General features: G+C 61.4%; 17 protein-coding genes. 5 read left to right on the top strand and 12 right to left on the bottom strand.

The features are described from left to right. Window positions 1-331: glycosyl hydrolase 108 family protein (locus EN781_RS09785; protein WP_281034367.1), on the bottom strand; the 331-nt coding region annotated here is incomplete at its 3' end. Continuing rightward, window positions 331-1719: a hypothetical protein gene (locus EN781_RS34215; RefSeq protein ID WP_189347444.1), complete on the bottom strand. Its 1389-nt coding sequence runs from the start codon at window positions 1717-1719 to the stop codon at window positions 331-333. The genes EN781_RS09785 and EN781_RS34215, both read right to left, overlap by 1 nt. 154 nt (window positions 1720-1873) lie before the next feature. On the opposite strand from EN781_RS34215, the gene EN781_RS09775 reads away from it, so the two are divergent. Continuing rightward, window positions 1874-2125, top strand: coding sequence for a hypothetical protein (locus tag EN781_RS09775; protein ID WP_127399933.1), 252 nt, complete (start codon window positions 1874-1876; stop codon window positions 2123-2125). 8 nt (window positions 2126-2133) lie between these two features. Here the strand turns inward: EN781_RS09775 and EN781_RS09770 are convergent, their stop codons facing one another. From EN781_RS09770 to EN781_RS09720, 9 genes are all read right to left on the bottom strand, one after another. Continuing rightward, window positions 2134-3564: a hypothetical protein gene (locus tag EN781_RS09770; protein WP_127399932.1), complete on the bottom strand. Its 1431-nt coding sequence runs from the start codon at window positions 3562-3564 to the stop codon at window positions 2134-2136. After that, entirely contained in the window at window positions 3539-4018 is a 480-nt protein-coding gene (locus EN781_RS09765; RefSeq protein ID WP_127399931.1) for a DNA-packaging protein, read from the bottom strand. The genes EN781_RS09770 and EN781_RS09765 overlap by 26 nt, the downstream gene beginning before the upstream one ends. 385 nt (window positions 4019-4403) lie before the next feature. Beyond that, window positions 4404-4628, bottom strand: coding sequence for a hypothetical protein (locus EN781_RS09755; protein ID WP_127399930.1), 225 nt, complete (start codon window positions 4626-4628; stop codon window positions 4404-4406). 27 nt (window positions 4629-4655) lie between these two features. Then, a complete protein-coding gene (locus EN781_RS09750) occupies window positions 4656-5024 on the bottom strand; it encodes a helix-turn-helix domain-containing protein (RefSeq protein ID WP_210213465.1) in 369 nt (122 codons plus the stop codon). Between the two features lie 228 nt (window positions 5025-5252). Continuing rightward, the gene (locus EN781_RS09745; protein WP_127399928.1) at window positions 5253-5564 is read right to left on the bottom strand and encodes a DUF6074 family protein; all 312 of its coding nucleotides are present in this window, start codon (window positions 5562-5564) and stop codon (window positions 5253-5255) included. Next, complete coding sequence (locus tag EN781_RS09740; RefSeq protein WP_127399927.1) at window positions 5561-6094, bottom strand: hypothetical protein; 534 nt, start codon at window positions 6092-6094, stop codon at window positions 5561-5563. Before EN781_RS09740 ends, EN781_RS09745 begins: the two co-directional genes overlap by 4 nt. A 190-nt stretch (window positions 6095-6284) precedes the next feature. Further along, window positions 6285-6533, bottom strand: a complete 249-nt coding sequence (locus tag EN781_RS09730) for a hypothetical protein (protein WP_126058549.1) — start codon at window positions 6531-6533, stop codon at window positions 6285-6287. After that, on the bottom strand, window positions 6530-6817 hold the full coding sequence (locus EN781_RS09725; RefSeq protein ID WP_126058548.1) for a transcriptional coactivator p15/PC4 family protein: 288 nt from the start codon (window positions 6815-6817) through the stop codon (window positions 6530-6532). Before EN781_RS09725 ends, EN781_RS09730 begins: the two co-directional genes overlap by 4 nt. Next, window positions 6814-7014, bottom strand: coding sequence for a DNA-binding protein (locus tag EN781_RS09720; RefSeq protein WP_348627222.1), 201 nt, complete (start codon window positions 7012-7014; stop codon window positions 6814-6816). The genes EN781_RS09725 and EN781_RS09720 overlap by 4 nt, the downstream gene beginning before the upstream one ends. A 25-nt stretch (window positions 7015-7039) precedes the next feature. Here EN781_RS09720 and EN781_RS09715 point away from each other — a divergent pair, with 25 nt between their 5' ends. The 3 genes from EN781_RS09715 to EN781_RS09705 all read left to right on the top strand — a co-directional run bounded on the left by EN781_RS09715 (window position 7040) and on the right by EN781_RS09705 (window position 11151). Then, window positions 7040-7678, top strand: coding sequence for an Arc family DNA-binding protein (locus tag EN781_RS09715; RefSeq protein ID WP_189347442.1), 639 nt, complete (start codon window positions 7040-7042; stop codon window positions 7676-7678). Then, window positions 7675-8907: a tyrosine-type recombinase/integrase gene (locus EN781_RS09710; RefSeq protein WP_126058547.1), complete on the top strand. Its 1233-nt coding sequence runs from the start codon at window positions 7675-7677 to the stop codon at window positions 8905-8907. Before EN781_RS09715 ends, EN781_RS09710 begins: the two co-directional genes overlap by 4 nt. A gap of 414 nt (window positions 8908-9321) precedes the next feature. Then, the gene (locus tag EN781_RS09705; RefSeq protein ID WP_189347441.1) at window positions 9322-11151 is read left to right on the top strand and encodes a patatin-like phospholipase family protein; all 1830 of its coding nucleotides are present in this window, start codon (window positions 9322-9324) and stop codon (window positions 11149-11151) included. A 62-nt stretch (window positions 11152-11213) separates the two neighbouring features. On the opposite strand, the gene EN781_RS09700 is transcribed toward EN781_RS09705, so the two are convergent. Next, entirely contained in the window at window positions 11214-12068 is an 855-nt protein-coding gene (locus EN781_RS09700; protein WP_126058544.1) for a DUF1194 domain-containing protein, read from the bottom strand. Window positions 12069-12242: 174 nt separating this feature from the next. Between EN781_RS09700 and EN781_RS35220 the strand changes: the two genes are divergently transcribed. After that, a partial coding sequence (locus EN781_RS35220) for a winged helix-turn-helix domain-containing protein (RefSeq protein WP_245492577.1) occupies window positions 12243-13053 on the top strand: 811 nt, incomplete at its 3' end.

Below are 13053 nucleotides of genomic sequence, written 5' to 3'. Positions count from 1 at the left end.
GCACCACGCCGACGCCGCACGCGGCCTGGAGGTACTTCGCCGCCCTGCCCGGCCCGCTGTTCACCGCAAAGTCAAAAACGGCATAGTCGACGCCGTCAGGCAGCTCAGCGCCGGCCACAGCGTCCCAATAGAATCGCCGGTAAACCGTTGCGAGCTGCGCATCCGTGATCTTGCGAAGATCGGCCTTGGTGGCATTGGCCTTCACGTAGCGGCGGAAGTTCGCCAGCGTCACGCCCTTCATGGTGGCGCCGCCTGGGTCAGCCGGATTGTCGCTCCAACCGCCTTCCGACTTGAGGACGAGCGCAAGCGCCCGCTGGAAATTGCGGTCCATTAGAGGTTGATCTCCCATCCGCGAATGAAGAGCTTGTTCGAGGAGTGATCGCTCGCCCACCAGACGTGCTGGGGCGTTTCCAGCGGCACGGACATCTGCAGTGAGCCGTTGACGGCCGCGCTGGCGACAATGAAGGCCGCGTATGACGGGTTCGTATTTGAAGCGAACCCGCCATAAGCCGAGCTTGGAGACAGGATGAGATTCGCTCCGGTGTCGACGGAGTTGCTGGCGGTGAAGTAGGCCTTGGTCGCTGTCGGCGGGATGAAGCTCGACAGGTCCAGGTCAACATAAGTTCCGGCCGACGGGTCGCCGGCCGTGTTGCCGGCTGCCTGCAGGCTGATCGTCGGGTTCGTGCCGATCACGATCCGGCATTCCCTGCCGTACTGCAGCGTCCGCAGGAGATTCGAGGAACCGTCGTTCCTGATCGCGCCGACCCAAAGCTTGTGCGTGTAGCCGCCGGGCATTGTTGGCGCCGTGGCACTCAGCGACAGCAGCGCAGCAGTCGTCGTGCCATTCCAGATGACCCAGCAATTGTACCAGGTGCTCGCCGCTTCGGCGCCGGTATCGAGGCCATTCGCTCCGGAGGCATTGAGCGCCGCCGTGATGTTGACACCACCCAGCCGAGCCGCGAAGCCATTCGTGTCTTCGACAGTGAGCGCGTCCGCCGTGATTGTAACCTGAGTGTCGCTGACGGTCTGAACCTTGAGGTTACGGAACCCGCCGCCGATCAGCCGCGATGTGAGCGCCACCGTTCCAGAGGCGTCGGGTGCAGTAAGCGTGCGCGTCGTGCCTGTCGTGATCCCGGATAGCTGGAACTGCAGCTTCTTCGTCGCATCTGCCTCGTCTACGATGAACGTCGTGTTGTCGACCAGGCTCTTGTTGTTGAGGGTCTCGGTTCCAGACGACGTGTAGGGAGCTTGGGCCGCCCTTTGATAGCCGACGCACTTCCAGTTGCCGCCGCCTAGTGAGCGCATGCGTGCGACGTCGCCTGCCGCCGTGGTGATGTTGCCGCCACCTGGCAGGATGAGGCTCGTAGCGTTGTGCGTAAAGGTCAGCGACGCGGCGAACACCAGATCCCTTTCGGCGCCGGCAGCGAGCGTGCCTAGCGCCGTGATGGTCACCGTGCCTGTGATGTTGACCAGCGTACCTGTGGTATTTGCCAGGTTGACAGTCGCGGCCGATGCCATGTCCGCGCCAGCTGCGTTGAAGTTGTCAGCAGCTCCTACCGCCGTGCTCGATCCCGAGCCGCCAGACGTGACGGGCCTCGCAGCGTTCGCGTCCGCCACCAGATCGTCGACCAGCGCGTTGTACTTCGCGCTCTCGATCGTGGTGTTCGGCGTGCCTTTGGTGCCCGGGGGGGCTGAGTACACTCCACCAGCGCGCGGCATAGCTGCTCCATCGTAAGCGATTGGCGCATGATTGGGGTCAGGCCTGCGAAAGTGTAAGCCGCTTGAAACATGGCTTTGACTGCAGCGCTTAAAAAAATGCCGAAGTCGCCACCGAACGAAGTAAGCTCTCGCCATCCAGTGAAAGGAGAATCGGATGACTGACGAAAATCTACCTCATATCGATGCTGTATCTGGGCAGGCGGCATGGGCACTTGTGCAACTGCTTGCCATGCGGCTAGTTCACCAGAAAATCATCCCGAAGAAGGTGCTGCAGGAAGACGTGGCGATGGCCGTACAACATCATCGCGCAGCGCCGGGTCTAAATCCTGCTCAGAGGGCAGCGGCGCATCTTTTGGCACAATTCCAGACCCTTCTTCATACAGCAGATAGATCGGACGCCCACTAAGGGGTCGTTCAAATGCCTGCCCTCGTCCGGCGCCGCCGCACCATCGCATCGACCGCCTCTTTGACGGTCTGCTGGCTTCGTATTGTGCCGTCCGCCTGGCCGACGTAGGCGCCCTTGTCGCCCGCCGGCTTCTCGGCCGCCACGATAGCCTGCCGCCATGCCAGACCGAGATATCGGAATGCTGATGCGTAGTGCTCGGCCCAATTCTTGACCGGGATGTCGCGGAACGTCTTCTTCTCGTCATCGTACTCGCGCCGGTAGGCCTTTAGGCCCTCGACGCCATCGTTGACGCTGTCGGTGTTCCTGAAGCGCGCCACCTTGATCGTCTGCAGGCCGGCGTTGTTGCCCTCGGCCAGGCTGACCATGCCCACCATCTTCGGCTTGCGGCCGTGCGCCCGAAGCGTGTCGAGCCGCGTGCGCTTCGTTCCCCATTGCGGATGCAGGATGTCGTGCGGCACATAGTCGTCGCCGTGGTAGCCCTGCTCGTCCAGCCACTTGCACCAATCTTCAAGGTCTTCGCTGTCCGGAACGTAGAAGTCCACGATCAGCGGCACGCCGTCGATGACCTGGAAGCACCAGATCGGGTTGTTGACCGCCTTGCCGAGATCCCACGCGGTATGCACCGGGTGCTTGGGATCGATGTCGAACGCCGTGCCGATACGCCCCATCCGTTCGGCTCGCGCTATCTCTGCACCCCAATAGGAGCCGATCAGGGCGCCCGCGAATGAGCAGTAATATTCCTGGTCGATGAGCATGTCGGCCGTCTCTTTGCCGAACAGGCCTACATAGATCGCCCGCTGCTCCTCGATCGTCACTTCGTCGATGGCGCCCGTAGCGCTCGCCGGCAGCACTTCACTGAACCAGCCCCGTGGGTTCGTCACCGGGTCAAAGACATTGCCCTTCACCGCGTCGAGCATGCCCTTGGCGTGGTTGTTGCCGCGCGGCGTGGTGATGAACGATGCCCACCCACCATTTTCGGCCAGGATCGGCGACAGGTAGGCCCACGCCGCAGGATTGGCCAGCGCCCATTCCGAGAACGTGATGCCGACGGGTGGCGCGCCGACCAGGCTGTTGAAGTTGTCCGAACCCACCACCTGGAAGGTCGAGCCGACCTTGAAGCGAACGAACATCTCGTTGTCGTTCATGTTCTCGATCAGCGGTTCCGGGAAGGCCTCGAACAAGCGCCGCTTGCCGGTGTGAGGGTTGACAGCGTTCCAGATCGCCTTGCGCGCCTGTGCTGCCTCGGGCAGCATGTGCCAGTAGGTGCCGGGCCGCTCATGGGCGGACACTGCGTGCATGTTCAGGTTGATCTCGTCCTTGCCGGCGCGGCGATGCCAGAACAGGAGCTGGCGTTTGCAGCCGCGCTCCCATGTGTCCCATGCCTTGCGCTGATACCAGCGCGGGCGCCAGCCGTTATTTGGAAGCTGGATCGTCGGCATCGGCTTCCGAGAGTTTCAGCACCTGGACGACGAGCGGACCGCCACCCTTGCCTGACAGTTCCGACTTGTCGGCAAGCCCCAAATCACGAGCGATGATGTTGGCGTTCAGCAGGTCCGCGGAGGCGCCTTCGAACTTCTGGGTGAAGATAATTTCCGCCACCCGCGTCGTGACTGGCAAGAAATCATTACGCTGGCAGTAGCCGTCCCAGGTCCGGCGAGCGATATCGAGGAAGATGCACAGCCCGTCGATCGTCATCGCGCGCATTTTGGCGACGTTCTGGATCTTCACCTTACCCTTGTAGGCAAACGGCTTGGCCTCCCACAGCGGATTGGCTCCTACCCACTCGAAATACTCGCATGCCGCTTCCCAAAGCTGGTCTGGCGTCGAGAAGATCGGGTTGCGGCCGTGCGAGCTGCGCGCCTTCCAGAACTGGTTTCGTTTCGGTGCCGCCATCAGCCTGCCTCTCGCAGCCGTAGTAAGACGAGACGCTTGGAAATTCCTAGCTGCTTGGCGATTTCCCGCGGCCGATACCCGTCGGCGTGTAGGCGCCTGATCTCACGCCGGCGCTTTTCGGCGATCTGAATTTTCCGATGCCTGAAGGGTCGATTGGCTCGAGGATCCTTCAGCCGTTTTGCCCTGGCGATGCAGTCGACGACGGTTGAAATGCTGATGTTCAGTTCTTCGGCAATCGTCGCGTACGAAGCCATCCCCTCCCACAGGTCGAGGATTCGGTTTCGGGTCCGGGCGACCCGTGGGTGCACTCGCCCTCCCCGCTTGTTGAAGCTCGAGAAGGCGTGAAACGGGAGGGAGGCCCGGTTTCCTGAGCGATGCGTCAACTTCATCTGGCGGCGAGCTCGCGCCAGCGCAACACGAAGGCCTCCGATGCTGTGAAGCAGACCGTCGGCTCATGCAGGACATGACCAGGCGTCGGCCTCGGCAGCTCATCGAGGACGATGGCGTTCAGAGCACCAGGTAGAGGCGTCGAAGGGTAGATCTTCTCCGCATATTCACGGCCGATCGCTTTGGCGCGCTCGATTGCTACTGGGTCGACATCGAGGATCATGCATGACTTCCTGTGGTGGCTTGCATCTTACCCCGGGAACTGTTCTGGATTGGTGCGTCGCCGCTCGGTGAGCCGGTATCCTTCGGCCCAGACGGTGATGATCGCGATGCCGAATGGCGTCAGCTTCTTGCGCAGCTTGCTGATATAGACGTGGACCGCATTCTCAGTCGGCGGATCGCTGTGCCAGTCGCTATGGAGAGCCTGCCTGATTGCGGCGCGCGTTGCCTCTCTCCGGGAAGCCAAGCAGGCGTAGACGCGCCTTTCCTTTGTCGTCAGGCCCCAGTCGTCCGGCACGGCGGTCGACGATGGCGCAAGAGTTTCCTCAAGTTGGCGAACCTGTTCGCGCAACGTCGCGTTGTCGGCCCTCAACCGGGCTATGAGATCGCGCTCATCCATCATGCCGCCTTCCGTGTCTGCCGAGCCCTATCGGAGTGTATGTACGCATGTGCAGACAAAATTGGCCGACAAACCCCGATGTGTGTACAAAACGAGCAGCACAGCGCGTGCCTCGCGCGCGCGGAGTTAGCGCCCTACGATGCGGGGCTTCGCCCCTGCACCCCACAAGGGACTGAGTCCCTTGACCCCCGCCGACCGCTGCGCGGCCGGCTCTTTGGGCTTCAGCGTTCATGCCGCATCCTCTGGCGTCGAGCGATATTGCGTTGGAAGATGAATGGCCTGGCTGACTGCGGAAGCGTAGCGCTTGATTTCCCGATCGATTTCATCAGGGGCGAGGCCAAGTTCTCGTAGCCCGCGGCGATGCGCTTTGACGTGAGCGGCCCACCACTGCCGGCCGAGATAACGGTTCCGCTGCAATAGCTCGGCAGCGGCGGCGCGCACTTCGCTCCTCCGAAAGGCCAGTGGAAAGACGGCGACTATCGGGGCGCCTTTGATTTCAATGGTGGTGCGTCCACCGTGGACGTGGTGATTCCCGGTCATTTGCCACCTCCGTCACGTCCACCGTGGACGTGGTGATACTCGGCAAGCTCAATGCTGATATCGGGATCAAAGTCGCGAGGGACGGCTAGCCGGATGGTCCTGGTGGATTTGAATTTTCCGTCTTGTGATTTACGCCAGCCCATGTCCACAGCGATTATGCCCATGTCACGATAGGCCGATATTTCGCGGGATATTTTCCGCGCGGAGCATTTTCCTGCCGCCTCGGCCATCTCCTCGTTGCTTGCGTAGATCTCACCCTTCCCCCAGAACAAAAATTGATCGAAGGTGCTGATTGCCTGGAAGCTGTATCGCTCTTTGTGGATGATCTGCTTGGCGATGAACTGCCACGCGCGAAACGCCTTCCGTTGCTCCTCCCGTGTCTTCGGCCAGAGCCAATTGCGCGATGGCTTCGCACTGAATTTGCGGTGCTTGCCTGAGCGGGCCTTTTTCGGAACTTCGCTATGCCGGGCTGCCGGGTTGAAGCTTTCCGCCGGATCATTGAGGTTGGCGGGTTGCTGGGCCGCGATCATCAGTGCGACCTCGCAAGGATCAGGCGGGATTCGCGAAGTGCCTCAACCGCCTCGCCGGCGCTGAGACCGAATTTCTCCCGCAACTGCGGGACTGCCGCGCGGTTCTTGTCGCGGTTCCCGGTGGCGAGCCATTGGGCAGCGTCTAGGATCGGGGATGAAGCCGGAGCGCGGCGACAGCGACACGCCGCGCTCATGGCTTGGCTGCCCGACCGCCTGCAAAGCGCTCGATCGCGTTCTGAAGGCTCGCTTCGCATAGGCCGGTGGCGACTTGGGGTGAGAGTTCATAGTGAAGGTTCAGCACCTCCATGATGCAAAGCGTGGCGCTTTCGAAGATGACCATCAACTCGGCATAGGTCCCACCGTCTTTGATCGCCGGGCCAATTATTTCACGAACGAACCGGCGCGCTAGGAGGTTGTGGGTTTCGGATTGGCTGGTCATTTGACGTAGCCCCTCTTCTCGGCTGTCACCAGCGCCAAGGCGACGGCTTCGGCGAAGGCCTGCAGCTTGTCGACCTTGAATGCGATGCCAGCCTTGCCAGGGTGCATCGAGCCGTCCTCTCCTTCGAAGAACACGCGCATGTTGAGCAGCCTGTGGCCGTTGAGGAGATCGAGCGAGACGCGGATTTCTTCGCGCTTATTTTTCGGCACGACGGCGACGAGATCGGATTGAGATGCTGCCATCGCAGCCGTACGTTCGGAGTCTTGGGCGGTGAGGCCGGTCATGCCGCTTTCTCCCCGTCACCGAGGAAAAACGCCCGCAACTTTCCGCGCTCGGCGACCCACTGATTGCCGACCTTTCGTGCTGGAAGAAGACCTTGCTCGAGCATGTGGAAGGTCTGCCTCGGCTTGCGGTTGATCTCTTTGCCGATGTCGGCCGCACCCCAAACGAGGTCGATCGCTACGGATATCTCCTCTGCCATTCTCATCTCCACGGATCAAATCACAGTGATTTATATTACCGTGATTTGCTTGCGCGTCAATTGGAATGAAATTACAGTGATGTCACCGGATGCAACTCAAGGGGAAAGCATGGCACGCGCGCGACCAGGTCGAGGGTCAGACCAATTTGCGTTGCGTCTGCCGGAAGGTCTTCGTGATCGCATCAAAGCCTATGCAGCCTACCAGGGGCGATCGATGAACGAGGAAATCGTTCGCATCCTTGAGCGCGAATTTCCTGAACCCTGGGTCGCGGGCGAAAGGATCGATGAGCTACTTGAAATGCTCGGAGTCATTCAGGCAGGCCAAGCAACGAACGAAGGCATCTCCAAGCTTGCGTCAGAGCTCCACGACACAATCGAGGGTATTTATAGCGGCCGGGTGCAGGGGTTCGATCAAAATACGAGAAGGGACATCAGCAACAGGTACCAAGAGTGGCAGGAACGCGAGTTCGAACGCCAGTCGGACAAGGCTGCTGCTGAGTACGACGCCGTCGAGGAGGTTTCGCTCGAACGGACTGGCAAGTCCGAGAAGTTCGTATATGAAGACGGATCGGTCGGCCCGCAACCCAAGAAGGGATCGCCACCTGCCGACATCTCGCCTGACGAAGAATTCCCCCTTTTTATCATTGATGAGGATGACAAATGAGCATCCGCAAGCGCACTTGGACCACCGCCAAGGGCGTCGAGAAGACAGCCTGGGTCGTCGACTATGTAGATGCAAAGGGCGTCCGCCGGCTGAAGACTTTTCCAAAGAAGAAGGACGCCGATCAATTCGGTGCGACAGCCAAGGTTGAGGTCAGGGAGGGTGTACACGTCGCCGACAGCGACAGCGTGACCGTTGCGGCCGCGAGCGCCTTTTGGATCGCGACCGGAGAGGACGAAGGCCTCGAGCGCTCGTCGATCGATCAGCGGAAGCGCCACGTCGAGCTCCACATAAAGCCCTTCCTCGGATCGGCGCTGCTGTCTCAGCTTACGGTGCCCGGCGTACGCGAATTCCAGGACAAGCTCCGCAAGAACGGCCGATCTCAAGCGATGACCCGCAAGGTGCTTGGCTCCCTCGGCTCGCTGCTCTCAGATGCCCAGGAGCGCGGGCTTGCCACGCGCAATCCGGTGAAGGACATGCGCAGCCGGCGCCGCCGCGGCAAGGAGCGACAGGCCGACAAGCGACAGAAGGGGAAGCTCAAGATCGGCGTCGACATTCCGACCCGCGAAGAGATCAAGGCGATCGTCGCCGCAGTTCGCGGCCGTTGGCGCCCGCTGCTGATAACGGCGATCTTCAGCGGCATGAGATCCTCCGAGCTGCGGGGCTTGCGCTGGTCGGACGTCGACCTGGACAAGGCCGAGATCGCCGTACGCCAGCGCGCCGACGACTACGGAGAGATCGGCCCGCCGAAGTCTGAAGCCGGTGAGCGGACCATCCCCGTACCGCCGATCGTGGTGAACGTGCTTCGTGAGTGGAAACTCGCGTGCCCCCGGCGCCGCATCAATGACGCCAACGGTGAAACTGTGACCGAACTCCACTACGTTTTCCCGAATGGCAGCGGCAATATCGAGAGCCGATCGAACATCATCAAACGCGGCTTTCTACCTTCCCAAATCGCGGCCGGCGTGACGGTTCCGACCGGAGAAAAGGACAAGGACGGCCAGCCGGTCCTCGCCGCGAAATACGGTGGTCTGCATGCCTTGCGCCACTTCTATGCATCGTGGTCGATCAATCGCGCACAGGATGGAGGCTTGGGCCTGCCGGCGAAAGTCGTCCAGGAGCGTCTAGGCCACAGCTCTATCACCATGACGATGGACACCTACGGGCACCTGTTCCCGCGCGGCGACCACGCGGACGAAATGGCGGCTGCGGAGAGATCGCTTCTGGGGTGAACGCGACATGAACGCGACACGGCGTCAATTTTCGCAGCAAAATCAAATGCCCGTACAAGCATCATAATCCTGGGGTCGGGGGTTCAAGTCCCTCTCCCGCTACCATCGCTCCCACCGACAGATGGGCCGGTGCCGATTGTTGAAAGCGGAGAGAACGGTCCTCCGCTACCCCGTTAACAACACCTAGGCTTCCGAAGCCTCTCGCTGCTACCCACCAGTTGCCACGGATCGAGCGCCTCGCAGACGCCACAGGGAACCAATGCTTGGCATAAGGTCGGCACATCAGAATTTTGATCCATAGACGGGCTCCAGCCGCCAACGTTGCGGTTCGGCTCGGATCGCGCCTTGCGACGCTGCAAACACGAGCGGTAGGGGATACAATCACCGGAGCGAATGCGTCCCGGGATGGCTCAAATGTCCTCCGTCGATTCTCTCGCCGCGAGACTATTGTCGGCGACATTGATGTTCGATCGTGCGTCGTTGCTGGCGCTCGAGGCTTTGGCTGCCGAATCCGACCGTCGGGTCCTAAGGCGCGGTGAGGTCCTGGTTCGCGAAGGCGATCCATCGGACAGGTTCTTCGTCGTGCTGTCCGGTCGCTTTACGGTACACAAAGGAGATGGGATTGGCTCGGTCGCCGAGATCGCTCAGGGCGAACTCGTCGGCGAAATTGGTTTCTTTGCAGGGCTGCCCCGTACGGCCACTGTCCTTGCAGCGCGCGATTCGATCGTCCTTGAAATCAGTCGCAATCATTTCGAGAAGGCGGCCGAGGCTCTGCCGAACCTGAGAGAGGCGGTCACAACATCTCTGGCGCGCCGGTTCGCCACCCAATCTCCTATTTTGTCACGTCAGAAACCTGCCAAGATCCGAACGCTTGCCATCATCGCAGCCGGCGGAAGTCGCATCTCACCGGTTTTCATCGGGCACCTACAGCAAGAGCTCGGTGCGCTCACGCGCGCTCAGTTCGTTTCCCGGCATGACGTCCACGCGAAATTCGCGGGTCGTCCGATCGACGACCAGCCGGTCCTTAACTGGTTGAACGAACTGGAGGCGCAAGCTGAATTCGTTGTCTACGTCGCCGATGAAGAACCTAATGAATGGACACGAGTCTGCATTCGCCAGGCCGATACCGTCCTGCTTGTAGCGAACGCGTCCTCCTCGCCTCGCTTGAACACGTCCGAGGAATTGGCGCTATCGGTCCATCCACCATCGACCGGTCGGCTTGTCCTAATTCACGACAATCGCTCGGCTGCGGTCTCCGGCACCTCTGCGTGGCTCGATGAGCGTCCCCATGTCGGCCAGCATCATCATGTTGCGCTGGAGGACGCGTCTGATATCCAGCGCCTGGTCCGATTTATTTCCTGCAAGGCACGCGGCTTCGTGGCGGCGGGGGGTGGGTCCCTGGGCAGCGCCCATCTGGGCGTCTACAAGGCCTTCGTCGAGGCGGGCGCGCGCTTCGACTATCTCGGCGGGACGAGTTCCGGAGCCGCGATGATGGCCGGCTTCGCAAGAGGGTTGGACGCGGAGCAGATCGACCGCGGCACGCACAACGTATTTGTCAAGAGCAGGGCGTTTCGGCGCCCCACCTTGCCGCGTTTCGCGCTTCTGGATCACAAAGCCTTCGATCGAGCCCTTCGGGAGGAATACGGCGACGTTCTGATCGAAGATCTTTGGCTTCCGTTCTTTGCGCTTTCGACCAATCTGAGCAGCCGTCAGCCCCACGTCCACCTTCGTGGGAAACTCTGGCAAGCCGTTCGGGCATCCGGCTCGCTCCCGGGTGTCCTGCCGCCGTTCTTTACGGCTGACGGCGATATGCTGGTGGACGGCGCCATCATGAACAATTTGCCGCTGGAACAGATGAGGGAACTCAAGACCGGCCCCAATGTCATCGTGAGCTTTGGGTCCAGTGGGCCGCAAAAATACCACGTCGATTACGACCGCATCCCCGGAAGATCGGAACTGGCGGTCGCCCTGCTGAATCCTTTCGGCCGTGCCCGCCTGCCGCAGGTTCCGAGCATGCTTCAGGTTATTGCCGCGAGTATGCTGGCACACGGGCCGCAGGACATTGCCGTCGGTGACGAGGATGTCTTGGTCTGTCCGCAGGTTTCGAGCACATTCATGGATTGGAGTCGGCATTCCGAGCTGTTTTCGGACGCCCACGACCGCACGGCGCAATGGATCGAGGAACGTCTCCGCCAGAACGACTCAGGGCTCCGGGCGGTGCTCGGTAACGCACATATTACTTAGCGCATCACCACTAGACTCTCCGCATTCCGTTGCTGCCCTGCATCGCGGTCCCATTGCCGAACTTACCGGCCCGGCGACTGAGCGATCATGTTGCAGTCGGCTGTGCGGTCGGAACGCGTGGTGTAGGCGGCGTGGATCACCTGACCCATGTTCATGGAAATTTCACGCACCAGCTTTAGCCGGACCGCGGTGGCGAACATGGTGGCCTCGGTGACGCCGATCGCAAATGCGTCTGGTCCGCCAATGACGCAGCGTTCGAAATAGGATTGCAGGTAGGAACGGTCGTAGATCGCAAACCCGCCGGCCCAGCCAATGCGGGGCAGTGCGATCGGCAGCCCGTTGATCGTCACGCCTTCCGCCAGAAGGACCTGCCGGACGGGATCAAGCGGCGCTCCGGCATTGTTGGGTCCATCGCCGGATACGTCAACAACCCTGCGCGGGCTGCGCAAGCCACTCTTCGCGAACAGATCACGCGCCGCCCACAATGCGCCGGAGATCGACGTTCCGCGACCTTCGGTCAACGGCAGCGCCGCGAGCCTGTCTGCCAAGATCAGAGCGTCCTCGCGGCCTTCAACAATTGTCCACGGCATGATGACTGTTTGCTGGTGTGGCCCTGCCCACTCCAGATAAAGCACTGCAATTCTGCCCCGCTCTCCCGACTTGATGGCCGTCGCGATGTCCGCGTGGCGGAAGGCACTGACGTAGCCGTCGCGTTGCACTCGTTGCTCAACGTTGCTCATCGAGGGCGAAACGTCCACGGCCAGGATCAATTGCAGATCGACTTCGGCCAGGTGGTCAGCGGGACGGTCGGTCGCGTGAGCCTGCGACGCCATCGCGAAGAGCAGCAGGCAGACGGCCGTGAGCCGCAGCACCGGTCTTGCACCCGCACATCGAGCAATCCGCACCAGGTCGTCCATGGCGAGCCTCTCGCTGACATGCAATTGTCGGTCCGAGGCGTCCCGCGCGTCACGAACAGCTTCCGATCATTCGCCGAAATCTGCGCTCCGCGCCCGTCCGGATGGTGATGACGCTTCGCAGTCCGTGCTAATATCGAAGCATTGGACTGCGGCTTCGTGCGTGAGGAAACCGGCTTGGATAGCTCGCCGCCCACGACGTTCGTACTCAACGGCATTACCGCCGACGTGAGCAGCGAGACCTTGCGCGACAAGTCCAACAGGACGATCGCGCTTCGCCAGCAGACCTTTGCGGTGCTTCGTCACCTTCTGGCGAACGCGGATCGCGTGGTCACCAAGGACGACCTGATGAGGGCGGTCTGGAACGGGATAGCCGTCACCGACGACAGCCTGGTGCAATGCATTCACGAGATCCGTGCGGCGCTCAACGACAGCCGGCAGACCGTCGTGCAGACAGTGCCGAGGCGCGGCTACAGGCTGGTCCTTCCCGCAAATGCCGGACCGAGGATGGCGACCATCCTGGCAGCCGAATTGGCCTCCGAGAGCCGGCCGACAGGCAAGCGGATTTCTGCCGCATCTCTCCGAGAGTACCGGCAGATCATCGATCGGCTGCTGGTCCAACATGCGGGTCGCGCGTTCTGGAACGGCGAAGGGAGTCTGGTCGCCGAGTTTGCCGGCCCTGTCGAGGCGATGCGGTGTGCGAGCGAGATCCAGCATGAGGTCGACAGGCGGGACTGCGAAGTTCCCGAGACAAAGCGCCTGCGCTTCCGCATCGGCGTTCACCTGGGCTATGTCGTCGCCGAGGGCGACCACCTCGCGGGCGAGGCCGCCGAGGTCGCCGCGCATCTGCAAATTCTGTCACGACCGGGTGGGATTTGCGTCACCGAAGCGGTCCACGCCCAGGCGCAAGACCGACTCTCGCTGGAATTCGTCGATCTCGGCGAGCACAAGCTGAAGAGCGTCGCGCGCGCCTTGCACATCTACCGCG

Source organism: Mesorhizobium sp. M4A.F.Ca.ET.090.04.2.1 (genome assembly GCF_003999085.1).
Classification (GTDB): Bacteria; Pseudomonadota; Alphaproteobacteria; order Rhizobiales; family Rhizobiaceae; genus Mesorhizobium.
This window is presented reverse-complemented; position numbering and strand designations above follow the sequence as displayed.